Annotated in this window: 15 protein-coding genes; 5 read left to right on the top strand and 10 right to left on the bottom strand. The window is 61.2% G+C overall.

The window, feature by feature from the left end; translation table 11 throughout:
* Positions 1-52 precede the first annotated feature (52 nt).
* The 7 genes from AC27VU_RS09205 to AC27VU_RS09175 form a co-directional block, all read right to left on the bottom strand.
* The gene (locus AC27VU_RS09205; protein WP_488723905.1) at positions 53-1,201 is read right to left on the bottom strand and encodes an iron-containing alcohol dehydrogenase; all 1,149 of its coding nucleotides are present in this window, start codon (positions 1,199-1,201) and stop codon (positions 53-55) included.
* 222 nt (positions 1,202-1,423) lie between these two features.
* Complete coding sequence (locus tag AC27VU_RS09200) at positions 1,424-2,248, bottom strand: ABC transporter permease (protein ID WP_003228811.1); 825 nt, start codon at positions 2,246-2,248, stop codon at positions 1,424-1,426.
* A gap of 12 nt (positions 2,249-2,260) precedes the next feature.
* Complete coding sequence (locus AC27VU_RS09195) at positions 2,261-3,508, bottom strand: ABC transporter permease (protein ID WP_003228813.1); 1,248 nt, start codon at positions 3,506-3,508, stop codon at positions 2,261-2,263.
* 175 nt (positions 3,509-3,683) lie between these two features.
* Positions 3,684-4,727 carry an ABC transporter substrate-binding protein gene (locus tag AC27VU_RS09190; protein WP_488723904.1) on the bottom strand — a complete coding sequence of 348 codons (1,044 nt, stop codon included), beginning with the start codon at positions 4,725-4,727 and terminating at the stop codon, positions 3,684-3,686.
* A gap of 48 nt (positions 4,728-4,775) precedes the next feature.
* The gene (locus AC27VU_RS09185) at positions 4,776-5,900 is read right to left on the bottom strand and encodes an ABC transporter ATP-binding protein (RefSeq protein ID WP_488723903.1); all 1,125 of its coding nucleotides are present in this window, start codon (positions 5,898-5,900) and stop codon (positions 4,776-4,778) included.
* A gap of 349 nt (positions 5,901-6,249) precedes the next feature.
* Positions 6,250-6,879, bottom strand: a complete 630-nt coding sequence (locus AC27VU_RS09180; protein ID WP_003228820.1) for a response regulator — start codon at positions 6,877-6,879, stop codon at positions 6,250-6,252.
* Positions 6,880-6,963: 84 nt separating this feature from the next.
* Positions 6,964-9,360, bottom strand: coding sequence for a PAS domain-containing sensor histidine kinase (locus AC27VU_RS09175; RefSeq protein WP_488723902.1), 2,397 nt, complete (start codon positions 9,358-9,360; stop codon positions 6,964-6,966).
* Positions 9,361-9,434: 74 nt separating this feature from the next.
* Between AC27VU_RS09175 and AC27VU_RS09170 the strand changes: the two genes are divergently transcribed.
* On the top strand, positions 9,435-10,424 hold the full coding sequence (locus AC27VU_RS09170) for an alpha/beta hydrolase family protein (protein ID WP_003228824.1): 990 nt from the start codon (positions 9,435-9,437) through the stop codon (positions 10,422-10,424).
* Positions 10,425-10,553: 129 nt separating this feature from the next.
* On the opposite strand, the gene AC27VU_RS09165 is transcribed toward AC27VU_RS09170, so the two are convergent.
* Genes AC27VU_RS09165 through AC27VU_RS09155 form a run of 3 tightly spaced genes read right to left on the bottom strand, consistent with a single transcriptional unit; the run spans position 10,554 to position 13,010 of the window.
* Complete coding sequence (locus tag AC27VU_RS09165) at positions 10,554-11,321, bottom strand: TerB family tellurite resistance protein (protein WP_473018311.1); 768 nt, start codon at positions 11,319-11,321, stop codon at positions 10,554-10,556.
* A 1-nt stretch (position 11,322) separates the two neighbouring features.
* On the bottom strand, positions 11,323-11,994 hold the full coding sequence (murU, locus tag AC27VU_RS09160) for an N-acetylmuramate alpha-1-phosphate uridylyltransferase MurU (RefSeq protein WP_201136429.1): 672 nt from the start codon (positions 11,992-11,994) through the stop codon (positions 11,323-11,325).
* On the bottom strand, positions 11,991-13,010 hold the full coding sequence (locus AC27VU_RS09155; RefSeq protein ID WP_262143352.1) for an aminoglycoside phosphotransferase family protein: 1,020 nt from the start codon (positions 13,008-13,010) through the stop codon (positions 11,991-11,993). The genes murU and AC27VU_RS09155 overlap by 4 nt, the downstream gene beginning before the upstream one ends.
* 130 nt (positions 13,011-13,140) lie before the next feature.
* Between AC27VU_RS09155 and AC27VU_RS09150 the strand changes: the two genes are divergently transcribed.
* From AC27VU_RS09150 to rsmA, 4 genes are read left to right on the top strand one after another with little or no spacing between them, the layout of a single operon-like run.
* On the top strand, positions 13,141-15,939 hold the full coding sequence (locus tag AC27VU_RS09150) for an LPS-assembly protein LptD (RefSeq protein ID WP_003228834.1): 2,799 nt from the start codon (positions 13,141-13,143) through the stop codon (positions 15,937-15,939).
* Complete coding sequence (gene surA, locus AC27VU_RS09145; RefSeq protein WP_003228836.1) at positions 15,920-17,236, top strand: peptidylprolyl isomerase SurA; 1,317 nt, start codon at positions 15,920-15,922, stop codon at positions 17,234-17,236. The genes AC27VU_RS09150 and surA overlap by 20 nt, the downstream gene beginning before the upstream one ends.
* Positions 17,233-18,222, top strand: a complete 990-nt coding sequence (gene pdxA, locus AC27VU_RS09140) for a 4-hydroxythreonine-4-phosphate dehydrogenase PdxA (RefSeq protein ID WP_103485898.1) — start codon at positions 17,233-17,235, stop codon at positions 18,220-18,222. Before surA ends, pdxA begins: the two co-directional genes overlap by 4 nt.
* On the top strand, positions 18,219-19,037 hold the full coding sequence (gene rsmA, locus AC27VU_RS09135) for a 16S rRNA (adenine(1518)-N(6)/adenine(1519)-N(6))-dimethyltransferase RsmA (protein WP_003228841.1): 819 nt from the start codon (positions 18,219-18,221) through the stop codon (positions 19,035-19,037). The genes pdxA and rsmA overlap by 4 nt, the downstream gene beginning before the upstream one ends.
* Positions 19,038-19,046: the final 9 nt, after the last annotated feature.

Raw genomic sequence — 19,046 nt, 5'->3', positions numbered from 1 at the left:
TGGCGCGCATTGTATACCTCAAGTTTCCGTGCGCGCACCGTGACCGCGATGATCAGTACGCCGCTCGGTAGATCTTCTCGATATCCGCAGCGCTGAGCTTGCGCGGGTTGTTGCGCATCAAACGCTCGATTCCCGCGGCCTCCACAGCCATGGCCGGGATCGCCTCTTGCGGCACACCGAAAGTGCGCAGCCCGGCAGGAATTTCCACCGCCGCACACAGTTCGGTCATCGCCTGCACGGCTTTGTCCGCCGCCTCAGCGGCGCTCAGATGAGCGGTCTTCACCCCCATGGCTTCGGCGATATCCTGCATGCGCTCGACGCAGGCCATCTTGTTCCAGGTCATGACATACGGCAGCAACAAGGCGTTACTGACGCCATGGGCAATGTTGAAACGCCCGCCCAACGGATAGGCCAACGCATGCACCGCGCCGACCCCGGCATTGCCGAACGCCATGCCGGCCATCAGGCTGGCGGTGGCCATGTCTTCCCGGGCTTGCAGATTGCCGCCATTGGCGTAGGCCTTGGGCAGCGCCCTGGCGATCAACTTGATTGCGCCGAGCGCCAGCGAGTCGGTGATCGGCGAAGCGTTGACCGACAGATAGGATTCGATGGCATGCACCAGCGCATCGACGCCACTGGCGGCGGTGACGCTGCGCGGACAGGTCAGGGTCATTTGTGGACTGACCAGCGCCACGTCCGGCAGCAGATAATCGCTGACGATGCCTTTCTTCAGTTGTGCAACCTTGTCGGAGAGGATGGCGATGTTGGTCACTTCCGAGCCGGTGCCGGCGGTGGTCGGGATGGCGATCAGCGGCGGACCTTTGCGCGGCACCTGATCGACGCCGAACAGGTCTTCCAGCGCGCCGTGATAGCCGGCGTACGCGGCAACGCTCTTGGCGATGTCGATGGCACTGCCGCCGCCCAGGCCGATCAAGCCGTCATGCCCGCCCTCGCGATAGACGCGCATGCAATCTTCGACGATGGCGATTTCCGGATCCGGCAGCACCCGATCGAAAATCTCGTACCCGCGCCCGCCCAATTGGCACAGCGCCAGCTCCACGGTGCCGGACTTGACCAGCGCGGCGTCGGTGACGATCAGCGGGTTGTCGATATCCAGCCGCGTGAGTTCCGCCGCCAGTTGCTCGATGGCCCCGGCGCCGGTGATCAGTTTGTGAGCGATTTTGAACTGGGACAGACTCATCGTGCGCAGCCTCTTATAGATGTGGGAGCTGAGCACAAGCGTAGTTGAGGGTTTCGGGTTGTCTGCCATTCACCCCATGAATGAGACAAAACTTCGCATACAACACAAATCCCTTGTGGGAGGGGCTTGCTCCCGAAAGCGGGGGGTCAGTCGACATCTACTTCAACTGATCCACCGCATTCGGGAGCAAGCCCCCTCCCACAGTTTTTACCGAGTACGGCTTCAGACTTGGGCAGTGCGAAGTTTCTCGCTACGACCGCGCAGCCATTCGAGGGTTAACAGCAGGATGACGGAGAAGGCAATCAACAAAGTTGCCGCAGCAGCAATCGTCGGACTGAGGTTCTCGCGAATCCCGCTGAACATCTGCCGTGGCAGCGTCGCCTGCTCGGGGCCGGCGAGGAACAGCGTCACCACCACTTCATCGAACGATGTGGCGAAAGCAAACAACGCCCCGGAAATCACTCCCGGCGCAATCAGCGGCAGGGTCACCCGGCGGAACGTGGTCAACGGCGATGCGCCGAGGCTGGCCGCCGCCCGCACCAGATTCTGATTGAAACCCTGCAACGTCGCCGACACGGTGATGATCACGAACGGCACACCCAGCACCGCGTGCACCACGATCAGCGAGAAGAAGCTGTTGCCCAGACCCAGCGGCGCGAAGAACAGATAACTCGCCACACCAATGATCACCACCGGCACCACCATCGGCGAAATCACCAGCGCCATCACCAGCGCCTTGCCGGGGAAGTCGCCACGGGTCAGGCCGATCGCGGCCAGGGTTCCGAAGACCATCGCCAGCACCGTGGCCGCGGGGGCGACGATGATGCTGTTCTTCAGCGAACGCATCCATTCCGCTGAGGCGAAGAAGTCCTGATACCAGTGCAGGGAGAAGCCCTGCAGTGGGTACACCAGAAAACTGCCGGAGTTGAACGACAGCGGCACGATCACCAGCACCGGCAGAATCAGGAACAGCAGGATCAGGCCGCAGAGAATCCGCAAGCTGTAGAACCACACCCGTTCGATGGGCGACATGTAAGGACTCAGCATTTCAAATTCCCCTTAGCTCAGGCGCAGGCGACTGGCGCCCACCAGCCAGCTGTAGATCAGATACAGCACCACGGTCGCCAGCAGCAACAAGCCGCCCAGTGCAGTGGCCATGCCCCAGTTGATGCTGGTGTTGGTGTAGAACGCGACGAAGTAACTGACCATCTGATCGTTCGGGCTGCCGAGCAGCGCCGGGGTGATGTAGTAGCCGATGGCGAGAATGAACACCAACAGGCAACCGGCACCGACGCCGGCATAAGTCTGCGGGAAATACACCCGCCAGAAACTGGCGAACGGATGGCAGCCCAGCGAGATCGCGGCGCGCATGTAGGTCGGCGAGATGCCTTTCATCACGCTGTAAATCGGCAGAATCATGAACGGCAGCAGAATGTGCACCATCGAGATGTAGACCCCGGTGCGGTTGAACACTAGTTCCAGCGGCTTATCGATGATGCCCATGGCCATCAGCGCGCTGTTGATCAGCCCGCCCGATTGCAGCAACACGATCCACGCCGCGACCCGCACCAGAATCGAAGTCCAGAACGGCAGCAGCACCAGAATCATCAGCAGGTTGCTCTGCCGCGATGGCAGGTTTGCCAACAGGTAGGCCAGTGGATAGGCGAGGAACAGGCAGATCACGGTGATGACCAGCCCCATCCAGAAAGTCCGGGCAAAAATGTCGAGGTAGATCGCCTGATCCGGGGTGGCCGGCGCCACTTCACCAAGGTCGTCGATGCGGTGATCGACTGCCGCCAGCAGGTAGTAAGGCGTGATGTTGCTGGTGTTGCGGCGCACCGCTTGCCAGTAGGCCGGATCGCCCCAACGCTCGTCGAGCGCTTCGAGGGCTTCTTTATAGGAGGCCGGCTCGCTGGCGAAAGGCAGCGCGCGGGCGGTTTTGGTCAGCAGGCTGCGATAGCCGGCCAACTCCATGTTCAAGCGCTTGGACAGATCGCCCAAGGTCTGGTTTTTGCGGGCTTCGGCGAGGTCTTCGCCGGCGGCTTTATAAACCGGTTCGGCGGGCAGGCCGCGGCCGTCCCAACTGGCGATGGCCGCCACGGTGCGCGGCATGCCGCCGACCACTTCCGGGTTGCCGACGCTTTTATAGAGCAGCGCCACAATCGGCACCAGGAACACCAGCAACAGAAACAGCACCAGCGGCGCAATCAACGCCTGGGCCTTCCAGCGGTTGACCCGCTCGGCGCGCTTGAGCTTCTGCTTCAAGGTGGGGCTGGTGCCCTCGTTCAGGGGAACGGCGATGGCCATGACGTACTCCGCAAATCTTTGATCGTTACAGAGGTGGCGAACCACCTCGATCGATTGATGCACACAAATTCAAAAGTGGGAGCGGGCTTGCTCGCGAAGGCGGCGTATCAGTCGACATCAGTGCTGAATGTGCTGGTGCTTTCGCGAGCAAGCCCGCTCCCACAGGGCCGTGCGGTTACTTCGCAGCCCAGGAATTGAAGCGCTGCTCCAGTTGCTCGCCGTTGTCAGCCCAGAAGCTGACGTCGATCTGCACCTGGTTGGCGATGTTCTCCGGGGTGGTCGGCATGTCTTTCAGTACGTCCTTGCTCAGCAGCGGTACCGCTTGCGTGTTGGCCGGGCCGTAGGCGATGTTTTCCGAGTAGGTCTTCTGTTGCTGCGGCTGAACCGAGTAGGCAATGAACTTCTTCGCAGCATCGGCGCGGGTCTTGTCCAGACCTTTCGGGATGGCCCACGCGTCGAAGTCGTAGATGCCGCCGTTCCAGACGACCTTGAGGTTGGATTCTTTCTGCACGGCCGCGATGCGACCGTTGTAGGCCGAGCTCATGACCACGTCACCGGAAGCGAGGTATTGCGGCGGTTGGGCGCCCGCCTCCCACCACTGGATGTAAGGCTTGAGTTCGTCGAGTTTCTTGAAGGCGCGATCCTGACCGTCCTTGCCGGCCAATACTTTGTAAACGTCTTTTGGTGCAACACCGTCAGCCATCAACGCGAATTCCAGAGTGTACTTGGCGCCTTTACGCAGGCCGCGCTTGCCCGGGAATTTCTTGGTGTCCCAGAAATCTGCCCAACTGGCGGGTGGCGCTTTGAGCTTGTCGGCGTTGTATGCCAGCACGGTCGACCAGACGAAGAAGCCCACGCCGCACGGCTGGATCGCGCCTTTTACATAGTCTTCGGCCTTGCCGAACAGCGCCGGGTCGAGTTGTTCGAACATGTCTTCATCACAGCCACGGGCCAGCTCCGGGGATTCAACTTCCACCAGATCCCAAGACACACTCTTGGTATCGACCATGGCTTTGACCTTGGCCATTTCGCCGTTGTACTCGCCAGCAACGATCTTGCCGTTGCCCGCCGCCTGCCACGGTGCGTAGAACGCTTTTTCCTGGGCGGCCTTGTTCGCCCCGCCAAACGACACCACAGTCAGATCAGGGCCGGCGGCCATCGCGTGTGCCGCACCCATCAGGCCCAGGGTCAGGGCTGTCAACTTCAGGGATCTCAACATTTATTGTTCTCTCCACGTGCAGGGTTGGTGTTGGTATTGCCGGGGCGATCAATGCGCCTCTAACAGCGGATCAAGCGCGCGAACGTGCTCGACCTGCCAGCCAAGCGGAACCACGTCCCCGACCGCGAGCGCTGGATCGAGCTCGGCAATCGGTTGTTTCACGAAGAAGTCGGTCTTGCCGCAGACTTCCAGGCGCACCCGGACGTGGTCGCCCAGATAGATGAATTCCGCCACCCTCCCTGAGAAGCGGTTGACGCATTGGTCGCTCGAACCGTTGAGGCTCACGCGCTCCGGGCGAATCGACAGGGTCACGGGTTCGCCGGTCTGGCCGACGTTGACCGCCAGCGCCTCGACCTTCTCGCCACGGCTCAGCTCGACCACGCAGCGCTCGCCGCTCTGACTGAGCAGACGGCCGTTGAGGCGGTTGTTCTCGCCGATGAAGTTGGCGACGAAGGTGTTTTTCGGTTCTTCGTAAAGGGTGCGCGGCGGGGCGATCTGCTGGATTTCGCCTTGATGAAACACGGCGACGCGGTCGGACATGGTCAGGGCTTCACCCTGGTCGTGGGTCACGTAGACCACAGTCACGCCGAGGCGCTGGTGCAGGTGCTTGATCTCCATCTGCATGTGTTCGCGCAATTGCTTGTCGAGTGCGCCCAGCGGTTCGTCCATCAGCACCAGTTGCGGTTCGAACACCAGTGCCCGGGCCAGCGCCACACGCTGCTGCTGACCGCCGGAGAGTTGCGCCGGATAGCGCGAAGCGAACGCGTCGAGCTGGACCATGCTCAGGACTTTCTTGACCTTGTCGCTGACGTCGCTCTTGTTCAGACCACGGACGGTCAGCGGGAAGGCCAGGTTCTCGGCCACGGTCATGTGCGGGAACAGCGCGTAGTTCTGGAACACCATGCCGATGTCGCGCTTGTGCGGCGGCACGTTGTTGATCGCACGGCCGGCCAGGAGGATTTCGCCGGCGGTCGGTGTTTCGAAGCCGGCGAGCATCATCAGGCTGGTGGTCTTGCCCGAGCCGGACGGCCCGAGCAGGGTCAGAAACTCGCCCTTGCGAATGTCCAGGTTGAGGTCTTTGACGATCAGGTTCTCGCCGTCGTAGCTCTTCTGCACTCCACGAAAGCTGACCAGCACGTCACTGGCCCCTGCGTTTGAATCGACCTGGCTCATACCCACACCTTTGTTATTGGTAACTGCTGTGGATCAAGCCTAGTGGCTGGCGCCAGTCACGCAAATCGGGGCGCAGGAGAGAATCGCCTCAGCCGGATGGAAGGTTGGGGGTAGGGATTGCCCTACAAGGATGGCGCGTTTTGGCAAACGCAGCGGTAGCTACGAGCGGCGAGCCGCAAGAACAGGCAAAAGCGGCTGTCGCTAATGGATATGCCCGCAATTGCAGGCCAGATGGAGATTCCCTGTGGGAGCGGGCTTGCTCGCGAACGCGGTGTGTCAGTCACTGAATGATTGGATGACACACCGCATTCGCGAGCAAGCCCGCTCCCACAGTAGAAATACGGTGTGCTTAGAGGAGTTTATGTTCCATCGCGTATTTCACCAGCTCGGCCAGCGAGGTGATGTTGAGCTTCTGCATCAGCCGCGCCTTATGAGTGCTGATGGTCTTGCTGCTCAGGGCCAGTTGCTGGGCGATGTCGTTGACGTTGGCGCCCTGGGCCAGGCGCTCGAACACCGAGAACTCGCGTTCGGACAACAGCGAATGCAACGGACGCGTGTCAGTCAGGCCGACCTCGAAGACCATCCGGTCGGCCAGCTCCGGGTCGATGTAACGCCCGCCGGCCGCGACCTTGCGAATCGCCGTCAGCAACAGCGCCGGATCGCTGTCCTTGGTCGCATAGCCAGCGGCGCCGACCTTCAGCGCACGGGCAGCCATTTGTGCTTCGTCGTGCATCGACAACACCAGAATCGCCGGCGGATTGTTCAGCGCGCGAATCCGCGGAATCGCCTCCAACCCATTGACGCCCGGCATCGAGATGTCCAGCAACACCACTTCACATGGCACGCTGCGCAGGGTTTCAAGGAGTTGTTCGCCATTACTCGCCTCCCCCACCACTTGCAGATCCTTGGCCAGACCGATCAATTGCTTGATGCCTTCACGGACGATGGTGTGGTCTTCGGCTACCAATACACGGATCACGTTTTTCTCCAGATTTCAGGTACACACCAAACCCTGTGGGAGCGAGCCTGCTCGCGATAGCGTCAGCTCAAACACCACAAACCTTCAAACCTCACTCACCGGCACCCACACATGCAGACTGGTGCCCTCCCCCGGTTCACTCTCAAGCAGCAAGCGCCCGCCCATGATCAACACCCGCTCGCGCATACCGACCAAACCAAAGGACGTCGGCCGATCCGCAGTGGCGACAAAACCTACGCCATCATCGCTGACCGTCAGACACAACTCATCGCCTTCCAGCACCAGTGTCAGCTCCACAGTATGCGCCTGGGCATGGCGCATGACGTTGGTCAGCGCCTCCTGCAGGATACGGAACAGGCCGATCGCCTTGGCATCGCTGAGCGCCGGCAGATTGTCCGGCACCTGCACCAGGCACGGAATCTGCGTACGCGCCTCGAAGCGCCGCGCCTGCCACTCGATCGCCGAGGCGATCCCGGCATCGAGGATCGGCGGGCGCAGCGCCGTCGCTACATCGCGCACCAACTGGAACAACTGGGCGATCAGGCGTTTCATGCTGTTCAAGCGCTCGTTCAGCCCCGGGTCGAGCTGCGCATAGGCCAGCTCGCACATCGAGGTTTCCAGTTTCAGCACCGTGAGCATCTGCCCCAGCTCATCGTGCACTTCCCGGGCGATTCGCGCCTTCTCTTCTTCGCGCACGCTTTCCAGGTGCGCCGACAATTCGCGCAGTTGCTCGCGGGACGCGGCCAGCTCCAGTTCAATGCGCTTGCTTTCGCTAATGTCCCAGACAATGCCGTCCCAGACATAGGCGCCATCCTCCAGTTGGCGGGTGATCGCCTTGATCTCGGCCCAGCGCTGTTCGCCCTGGCGAGTGAGGATGCGGCCCTGCCACGACCAGTCACTGTCGGTGTCCAGCGCCTGATCCTGAGTCTGGTGGTAACTGGCCCTGTCGTCGGGATGCACCAGACTGCGCAAGCCCATGTCACGGTGCGCGATGGCGGCCGGCGCGTAACCGACCAGACTCTCACTGCCCTCACTGATGTAGGCGAAATCGATCTGCCCGGTCACCGCCGCCCGCTCCAGACGGAACACCAGTCCCGGTACGTTGGCGGCGATGCCTTGCAAGCGCGCTTCACTTTCCTGCAGGGCGGCCAGGGCGCGACGCCGTTCGGTGACGTCGGTGAGATAAACCACCAGATACTCACTGTCGCGAAAGCGCAGAAAACTCAGCGAGACGTCCGCCGGGAGGATGCTGCCATCAGCGCGCACGCAACTGGTTTCAAAGCTCAGCGGCCCTTCTTCACTGGCCCGCGCGCGTTTCCACAGGTTGAGCCAGCGGTCCATGTGCAGGCCGGGTTCAAAGTCGATCAGCGGCCGCTCGATCAGCGCGCCCTGTGGATAACCGAGCATGTGTTCCGCCGCGCGGTTCGCGTAGCGCACATGGCTGTCCCAGTTGACCCAGAGAATGCCGACGGTGCTTTGATCGATGGAAAACTGGGTCAGGCGCAAGGCTTCTTCGCTGGCCGCGCGCAGGGCAATATCTTCCCGGGCCGCCAGCAGGCGCTGTTCGAGGCTATGTTGCTGGCGTCGCTGCCAGACCACGATGGCCACACAACTGAGCAGCAACACGGCAAACAGCAGACTGAGGTTCTGCCAGAACCCCGGCGATTCGGTGAGGCGCGGGTACTTGGGTTGCAGCCATTGGTTGTGCAGGCGCTCCAGATCCTTGGCCGGGATCGCCCGCAAGGCGCTTTCGATAATCCCGGCCAACTGTGGCCAGTCCCGCCGCGTGGCGACTCGCAACAGCTGCGGCAAGCCGATATCGCCGACCACCACCAGCCCGGCGAACTCCGGCTCGGCGGACAATCGCCCGAGTTGCGCTTCGTCCACCACGGCGTAGGACGCTTGCTGAGTCAATAACAGTTGCAACGCCTGACGCTCCAGCGGCACGCCTTGCAGATTCAGGTGCGGATAATTGCTGCGCAAATAATCGGCGGTGACGCTGGGCATGCGCACGGCGACGCGGGACAGGCTGTCGAGCTTTTCCAGCTCGACCACGCCGCCGCTCTTCTGGTCGCTGACCACCAGTTGCGGCACACGCATGTAAGGATCGGAAAACAGCCACAGGCGCAGTGCCTCCGGGGTCTGGGTCAAGCCCGGGGCGATGTCGATTTCACCTTCGCGAGCGGCCTCCTCCAGTTGTGTCAGATCCTGAAAATTGCGCCAGCTCAGATCGACATTCAGGGTTTTGGCCAGTGACTTCATCAACTCGACATTGGCCCCGGACAAGCGCTGCAGACGCCGGTCGTACTGCGCGTACGGTGCCTGCAACACCAGACCGACGCGCAGCTCTCGGTGCTGCGCCAGCCATTGCTGCTCGCCGGGCGTCAACAGCGCCGCGTGCGCCGCCGGCGCAGACGCCGCCCAGCCCATCAAGGGAAAACACAACCAGCCGATAACCCACAGGCAGCAAAAACGCATCATTGAAGTCTCGTACACTGACAAATTCTGACCAACCCATTAGGCTGCCGGGATACTTTTCTGGCCTGGAATAACCGATGCCCTCTGTCTACCGCCTGGCAATGCCAGCATTGTGCCTGTCGCTGATCCTGCCTTGTGCGTTTTCCGTCGAGGCTGCCGATCCGGCGCCCGCCTCCACCGCCGAGCAACCGGCTACCGAAAAACCGGCCGAACGCCAGCCACTGCTTGAGCGTAGTCAGGAAGAAGCCGCGGCACTCGAACGCAAAGTCCCGGCGCAAGAACAGCAGCAACTGCAGGCCGGCGCCGACACTTTCCTCGCCCTGTGGAAACCGGCCAACACCGCCGACCCGAAAGGTGCGGTGATTATCGTCCCGGGCGCCGGCGAAACCGCTGACTGGCCGCAAGTGATCGGCCCGCTGCGCAACAAATTGCCCGACGTCGAGTGGAGCAGCCTGAGCATCACCCTGCCGGATCTGCAAAGCGATGTCATCGCCCCGCGCGTGATTGCGCCCGCCGCCGCGCCGAAAGCCCCGGAAAGTGGCAGCAAGGATTCCACCACCGCGCAACCGATCGAACAGGCGGCGGGCGGTGAAGCGGAAGTGGCGGATCAGGTGGTTGCCGAAACGACTGAAGAACAGTCCAAGGCGGATGCCGAGCGCATCTTCGCGCGGATCGACGCGGCGATTGCCTACGCTGAGCAACAAAGCGCACGCCGGGTCGTCGTCCTCGGTCACGGCACGGGCGCCTACTGGGCGGCGCGTTTCCTCAGCGAGCGGCAGAGTTCGCAGGTCGAGAAGCTGGTGATGGTCGATGCGCAAACGCCAAGCAAGGCCAAGCCGCCACTGGCCGAGCTGACGCCGACCCTGAAGTTGCCGACGGCGGATATTTTCTACATGGACAAGGCGCTGGATCGCACCGCGGCGCTGGAACGCATGCAGGCCAGCAAGCGCTTGAAGACTTCAGCGTTCAGCCAGGTGGCGCTCAAGGCGTTGCCGGATAAAAAGGCTGAGCAGGAACAGTTGTTCCGGCGGGTGCGTGGCTGGTTGAATCCGCAGAAGACTGACTGATAGACCGAGTCGCCCCATTCGCGAGCAAGCCCGCTCCCACCCTGATCGCGTTCCTTCAGCTGAAATGCGATCAAAGTGGGAGCGGGCTTGCTCGCGAAGAGGCCCTCATCAACAACTAACTTCTAACGATCAGCGAAAATCCCGTCGCGCCCGAATCAACGTAAACGCGTTGTGCAGCTCGCGGGTTTTCTCGGTCGCGTCACGCACCTGCTCCGACGTTGCGCCGCTGCCGGCGATCTTGTCCGGGTGATGACGGCTGAGCAGTCGTCGATAGGCGCGCTTGATCTGCGCCGGCTCGCTGGTCGCCGACACGCCGAGCAGGCGCATCGCTTCCTGATAACTCATCGCCGCACTGACAATCGGCCGTTTGTTCGGCTCGTAATCATTGGCCAGCGCCTGAATCTGGTGGGTTGTCCAACCCAGCCACTTGCCCCACTGCGCCAATAATTCACGCTCACTGACGCCCGCGCGACCGTCGGCCCAGACCATCCGCCAGCAGGCGCGCAACACGCCTTCGGCGGCATGCGGCTGAGCACTCAGGCGTCGCAGATAACCGCGCAGGCGGTCGCCGCCGGACTTGCCGCGATTGAACGCGGCAATCGCCCGCCGCCGCGCCGGTTCGCTCATTTCCAGGGCGTTCATTTCATTGCGCGCCTGCTGGATATGACCGTCCGTCACCCGCCCGTCACTCTTGGCCAGACGCCCGAGCAACACGAACAGCAATTCGTCGTTGCGCAACATCGGCCGGCCGCCGAGTTTTTCCCGCAAGTGCCCCCAGCTCTGCAAGTGCAGACGCCGATCCAGCGCCTGTCCCAACAATGCCCCAAGCATGGCCCCCGGAATGCTGGCAATCGCAAAACCTGCTCCGGCTCCAATCAGAGTCCCTGGCCACAACATATCAACGACTCGCTTCTATCAATGCTTCAGCTTCGGCCAGACGCTCATGCGTACCGACATCCACCCAATGGCCTTTCAGACGCTCGCCCGTGACCTGTCCATCGGCCATGGCTTTGCGCAGCAATGGTGCGAGCTTGAATGCGCCGTCGGCGCAGCCATCGAACAACTGCGGATGGAGCACGGCGATGCCGCTGTAGGTCAGGGTTTGCGCACCCGCCTGGCCATCGCTCACCCGACCGTCAGTCAGGGTGAAATCGCCCGTCGGATGATGAGCCGGGTTGTCCGCCAGTACGAGATGCGCCAGACCGTTGATCGGTTGATGCAGCACGCTGAAGTCGTAATCGGTCCAGATGTCACCGTTCACCACCAGGAACGCGTCGTCACCGAGCAACGGCAAGGCGCGGAAAATCCCGCCGCCGGTTTCCAGCGGCTCACCTTCCGGTGAGTACTGGATGCTCACGCCGAACTGCGAACCGTCGCCCAGATAATCCTCGATCTGCTGACCGAGCCAGGCATGGTTGATCACGATCTCGCTGAAACCGGCCGCTGCCAGCGCGCGCAGGTGATATTCGATCAACGGTACGCCGCCGGCACGCACCAGCGGTTTGGGGGTGGTCAGGGTCAGCGGGCGCATGCGCTCGCCCTTGCCTGCCGCCAGGATCATGGCCTTCATGCAGTCACTCCGCCACGCAGACTGGCGAGCAACGCCTGCAGATCCGCCAGTTCAGGACGACGAGCGATCACCGCTTCTATATAGGCGAAGAAACGCGGCACGTCGGCCAGATAGCGCGGCTTGCCATCGCGATGGCAGATGCGGGCGAAGATGCCGATGACTTTCAGGTGACGCTGTACGCCCATCAGGTCGCTGGCGCGCAGGAAGTCTTCGAAATCGGCCTGCACCGGGATGTTCAGCGCAGCGGCTTGCTGCCAGTAACTTTCCAGCCAGCCACGCACACGCTCTTCAGGCCAACTGAGGAAGGCGTCCTTGAACAGGCAGGTGACGTCGTAGGTGACCGGGCCGTAGACCGCGTCCTGAAAGTCGAGCACACCGGGATTCGGCGCGCTGAGCATCAGATTGCGCGGCATGTAGTCGCGGTGCACCAACACTTTCGGCTGGGCCAGAGCGCTGTCGATCAGCAGATCGCTGACGGCTTGCCACTGTTGCTGCTGTGCTGCATCAAACTCGATGCCGAGTTCGCGCTTCACGTACCACTCGGGGAACAGTTCCAGTTCGCGGCGCAGCAGTGCCACGTCGTAACTCGGCAGTGGTGCGACCATCGGCAATTGCTGAAAAGCCAGCAGAGATTGCAGCGCATCGCTGAACAAAACGTCAGCATTTTCGCTGTCGATTACGTCGAGATAGGTCTTGTTGCCCAGGTCATTGAGCAAAAGAAATCCGCGTTCGAGGTCTTCTGCATAAATTTTCGGCACATTAATTCCGGATTTCGCCAGCAAAAAGGCGATATCCACGAACGGTTTGCAGTTTTCCTGGGGTGGCGGAGCATCCATCACGACGAAGCTGCGGCCCGCTCCTTCCCAGCGGAAATACCGCCGGAAACTCGCGTCGCTGCTGGCCGCGGTCAACGTGGCCGGGGGTACGGCGCCCCAGCCCTGATCTGCAAAAAGGATTGCCAACTGTTCATCGAGCCAAACTTTCAGGTGTTGCAAGCGTACATCTTGGTCAGGCATTGCAAGGGTCTCCGACGGCGCTAGCCGTCAAGCGGGTCATGCTTTATTATCCAGCATCTTTTTCAGACCATCGAGAGGCGTGCGGCCCACACCGCGGGCAGATGGCACGCAGGAAGCCCGGACTAATAAGATGGCATTGAAATCCCCCGCGTTTCGTAAAAAATTTCCGTTGTTGGTAACCGGCAGTCTGCTGGCTATGCAACCTCTGGCCAGTCAATTCGTTGTCGCCGCCGAGCAGTATGACTGCGCCGTCTCGGCAACGGGTGGCTGGGCTTGTGCGCCCAAGACGCCGGCAGCTGCATTGCCGCCGCGTCCGGTGCATGACGGCAGTGCCGTCAGCGCCGCTGGCGAAGCCCCGGCCCAGAACGGTTCCACTTCCGACACCGGCGCCAAGCCTGTGCTGGTCACCGAAGCCAAAGGTCGCGGCCTGAAATCCCGTAGCGAAGACTACAGTCACCTCGACTGGGTTCCGCGCGAGAAGCTCACCGCCGCCCAATTGGCCGAGACCGGTCCTTACTGCTCTGGTTCCTATATCGAACCGATTCGTCCTGGCATGAATGACAAGACGAATAAAAGTGACGCACCGACCTTTATCGGCGCCAAAGCCTCGCGCTACAACACCGAAGATCAGGTGGGTACGCTGGCCGGCGACGTGGTCCTGCGTCAGGGCAGCATGCAGGTCGAGTCCGACGAGGCCAGCCTGTACCAGGCCGAGAGCCGCGCCGAACTCAACGGCGACGTGCGCATTCGCGACAACGGTGCACTGATCGTCGGCGACCACGCCGATGTGCAGCTCGATACCGGTGAAGCCAAGGTCGACAACGCCGAATACGTGCTGCACAAATCGCGCATCCGCGGTAACGCGCTGTACGCCAAGCGTGCCGAAAACGCGATCATCCGCTTGAAGGACGGCACGTACACCACGTGCGAACCGAACAGCAACGCCTGGCAGCTCAAGGGCAACAACATCACCCTGAACCCTGCCACCGGCTTCGGTACCGCGACCAACGTGACGCTGCGGGTCAAGGACATTCCGATCCTGTACACGCCGTACATCTACTTCCCGATCGATGACCGTCGTCAGTCGGGCTTCCTGCCGCCGACCATCGGCACCGGCAGCGACACCGGCTTCATGCTGGTCACCCCGTACTACTTCAACCTGGCACCGAACTACGATGCCACGTTGTATCCGCGCTACATGAGCAAGCGTGGCCTGTTGATGGAAGGCGAGTTCCGCTACCTGACCAAGTCCAGCGAAGGTCAGTTCGGTGCGGCGTATCTGAACGATGAAGATACCGATCGCAGCAAACAGTCTGATTACGAAAAAAATCGCTACATGTACAACTGGCAACACAAGGGTGGTCTCGACTCCCGTGTGTATACCCAGGTTGACTACACCAAGATCAGCGATCCGTATTACTTCCAGGATCTGACCACCGATCAGATCGGTGTGAAGAGCCAGGACTTCGTGAATCAGCAAGGTTCGGTGACCTATCGCGGCGACAGCTACACCGCTCGCCTGAATGCGCAGCAGTACCAATTGGCAACCGTTTCGAACATCACGCCTTACGGCCGTCTGCCGCAGATCACCTTCAATGGTCAGCTGCCGTATCACCCGGAAGGTTTGAATTTCGATTACGAGACCGAAATTGTTCGGTTCGATCGTGACCTGCAAAACGGTAACTTTACCGATGAAGATGGCACCATCTCGCCACGCCTGGATACAAACGTCCAAGGCTTGGCGCGCGCTAACGGCGACCGTCTGAATCTGAAGCCAGGCGTCAGCCTGCCGATGAACTGGACCTACGGTTTCCTGAAACCATCGCTCAAATACCAGTACACCCAGTACCAGCTGGATCTGGACAGTATTGGCAAAGGCCAGATCGCAAATCAAACCGCTGAGCAGAACAAACTCAACGGCACCTTCGACAGCAACCAGAACCGTGGCGTACCGATTGCCAGCGTCGACAGCGGCCTGTATTTCGACCGCAACACGTCGTACTTCGGCACGAACTATCGCCAGACCCTGGAACCGCGTCTGTTCTACCTCTATGTACCCAAGGTTGATCAGGAAGACATTCCAGTATTCGACACCAGTGAATACACCTTCAACTACGCGTCGTTGTTCCGCGACAACCGCTTCTCCGGCTCCGACCGCGTCGGCGACGAGAACAAGCTGTCGTTGGGTGTGACCAGCCGCTGGATCGAAGACAACGGTTTCGAGCGTCAGCGCATCAGCGTCGGCCAGGCTTACTACTTCAAGGATCGTGAAGTACAACTGCCAGGCATCGCGTTCAAGGATCGCAAAGATGCCCAGTCCGACGTATCGCCATACGCACTGGAATACGAATACCGCTGGAACCGCGACTGGCGCACCACTGCCGACTACAACTGGGACCCGGACAGCCGCAGCCCGCGTTCCGGTAGTGCGATGTTCCATTACCAGCCTGAGGACAACCCGAACAAGATCGTCAACGTCGGCTATCGCTATCGTAACGACCAGGTTCGCTACGACCAGACCACCGGCAAATGGACGGTGGGCGGTGGCGACTACGGCACCCCGGGACAGCCTGGCTACGTGAAGGACTACTACAAGATCCAGCAGCATGACTTCTCGGTCATCTGGCCGATCGTTCCACAGTGGAGCGCGATCAGCCGCTGGCAGTACGACTACAACCGCAACCGTACGCTGGAAGCCTTCGGTGGTTTCGAGTACGACAACTGCTGCTGGAAACTTCGCCTGATCAACCGTTACTGGGTTTCCTACGACGAATTCAGTCAGGAAGCTCCGCAAAACGAAAAAGGCGACCACGGCGTCTTCCTCCAAATTGTTCTGAAGGGACTCGGCGGCCTTACCGGCGCCAAGACTGAAACCTTCCTCGACAAAGGCATCCAAGGTTATCGTCAACGTGAAGACCAAGCTTTCTGATTGTCTGCGCCCGCTGCTGCTGGGCGCGCTGTTCCTGGGTACTGCGGCGAACGCCGCGGTACAGTCCATCGATAAAGTGGTCGCGATCGTTGATAACGACGTGGTCATGCAGAGCCAACTGGACCAGCGTGTCCACGAAGTTCAGCAGACCATTGCCAAGCGCGGGGGCGGCATGCCGCCTCCCGGCGTGCTGGATCAGCAGGTGCTCGAGCGTCTGATCGTCGAAAACCTGCAACTGCAGATCGGCGAACGCTCCGGCATCCGCATTACCGATGAAGAGCTGAACCAGGCGGTCGGCACTATCGCTCAGCGCAACAACATGACCGTGGATCAATTCCGCGCTGCTCTGGCTCACGACGGCTTGTCCTACGACGACGCCCGTGACCAGATCAAGCGCGAGATGATCATCAGCCGTGTGCGTCAGCGCCGCGTGGCAGAACGTATTCAGGTGTCGGAACAGGAAGTGAAGAACTTCCTCGCCTCCGATCTGGGCAAGATGCAACTGTCCGAAGAGCTGCACCTGGCGAACATCCTGATTCCAACGCCGGAAAGTGCCAACTCTGAAGCGATTCAGAGCGCTTATCGTCAGGCCATGGACGTTTACCAGCAACTCAAGCAAGGCGCTGACTTCGGTCAACTGGCCGTTGCCAAGTCCGGCAGCGACAACGCTCTGGAAGGCGGCGACATGGGCTGGCGTAAAGCCGCTCAACTGCCACCTCCGTTCGATCGCGAGCTGAGCAACATGGCGGTGGGTGATATCACCCAACCGGCACGCACACCAGGTGGCTTCATCATCCTGAAAGTGCTCGGCAAGCGTGGCGGTGAAACCCAGATGCGTGATGAGGTGCATGTGCGCCACATTCTGGTCAAGCCAAGCCCGATCCGCGACGAAGCCAAGACCAAAGCGCTGGTGCAGTCGCTGTACGAACGCATCCTGGCGGGTGAAGACTTCGCTGAACTGGCAAAGAACTACTCCGAAGACCCGGGTTCGGCGCTCAACGGCGGCGACTTGAACTGGATCGACCCGAACGCACTGGTACCGGAATTCCGCGAAGTGATGGCCAAGACCCCACAAGGTCAGCTGTCCAAGCCGTTCCAGACTCAGTACGGCTGGCACGTTCTGGAAGTCCTTGGCCGCCGCGCCACTGACAGCACCGAGCAGGCCCGCGAGCAACAGGCAATGACCGTTCTGCGTAACAAAAAATACGATGAAGAGCTGCAAAACTGGCTGCGTCAGATTCGTGAAGAAGCCTACGTAGAAATCAAACTCCCTGGTGCAGACCAGGCAGCGCAGTGAAACCCAAGCGTTTCGCGCTGACACCCGGCGAACCAGCCGGCATCGGTCCCGACCTGTGCCTGCTGCTCGCCTCGCAAGCCCAGCCACACCCCCTGATTGCCATCACCAGCCGCGACCTGCTCCTCGAGCGGGCCGCGCAGCTGGGGCTGGCCGTCACTTTGCTGGAGGTGGCGCCAGATCACTGGCCGGATGTACCGGCACCCGCCGGCAGCCTGTACGTCTGGGATACCCCGCTCAGCGCCCCCGTGGTTGCCGGGCAACTGGACAAGGCTAACGCCGCATTCGTTCTGGAAACCCTGACCCGCGCCGGCAACGGCTGTCTGAACGGCGATTTCGCCGGGATGATCACCGCTCCGGTACACAAAGGCGTGATCAACGAATCAGGCATCCCGTTCTCCGGGCATACGGAATTCCTCGCCGACCTGACCCATACCGCACAAGTGGTGATGATGCTCGCCACCCGCGGTTTGCGCGTGGCGCTGGTCACCACTCACCTGCCGCTGCGCGAGATTGCCGATGCAATCACCCCTGATCGGCTGGAGCGGGTCACACGGATTCTGCACGCCGACCTGCAAGACAAATTCGGCATCGCCCAGCCACGCATCCTGGTCTGCGGACTCAACCCGCACGCCGGTGAAGGCGGACACCTGGGCCATGAAGAAATCGACATCATCGAACCTACATTAGAGCGCCTGCGCGGCGAGGGCATGGACCTTCGTGGCCCGCTGCCTGCCGACACTCTGTTTACCCCCAAATATCTGGAGCACTGCGATGCAGTGCTGGCGATGTACCACGACCAGGGCCTGCCCGTGCTGAAGTACAAAGGCTTCGGCGCCGCGGTCAACATTACCCTTGGCCTGCCGATCATCCGCACCTCGGTCGATCATGGCACCGCTCTGGATCTGGCCGGCAGCGGCAAGATCGACACCGGCAGCCTGCAGGTCGCCCTGGAAACCGCCTACCAGATGGCCGAGACCCGTTTATGACCGAGCAATACCAACACAAGGCGCGCAAACGCTTTGGCCAGAACTTCCTGCACGATGCCGGCGTCATCGACCGCATCCTGCGCTCCATCAGCGCCAAATCCGGCGACCGCATGCTGGAAATCGGCCCGGGCCAGGGCGCACTGACGGCTGGCCTGCTCAACTCCGGCGCGCAGCTCGACGTGGTGGAACTGGACAAGGACCTGATCCCGATCCTCAACCAGCAGTTCGCCGGCAAGAGCAACTTCAACCTGCATCAGGGCGATGCGCTGAAGTTCGACTTCAATACACTGAACGCCGCGCCGAACAGCCTGCGCGTGGTCGGCAACCTGCCGTATAACATCTCCACGCCGCTGATTTTCCACCTGCTGAATAACGCCGGCATCATTCGCGACATGCACTTCATGCTGCAGAAGGAAGTGGTCGAGCGTCTAGCCGCGGGCCCCGGTGGTGGCGACTGGGGTCGTCTGTCGATCATGGTTCAGTACCATTGCCGCGTGGAACACCTGTTCAACGTCGGCCCGGGCGCGTTCAACCCGCCGCCGAAGGTCGACTCGGCCATCGTCCGTCTGGTGCCGCACGCCGTATTGCCGCACCCGGCCAAGGATCATCGCCTGCTCGAGCGCGTGGTGCGCGAAGCGTTCAACCAGCGCCGCAAGACACTGCGCAACACCCTCAAGCAATTGATGACCGCTGCCGAGATCGAAGCCGCCGGCGTCGATGGCAGCCTTCGCCCCGAGCAACTGGACCTGGCCGCATTCGTGCGCCTGGCCGACAAGCTCAGCGAACAAGCCCCGCAAGCCCCCGCCGCCGACTGACCGGCGATG

Source organism: Pseudomonas sp. 14P5.3.2 (genome assembly GCF_057799175.1).
Note: the sequence above shows the minus strand (reverse complement) of the source record. Positions and strands in the feature narration are given on the sequence as shown.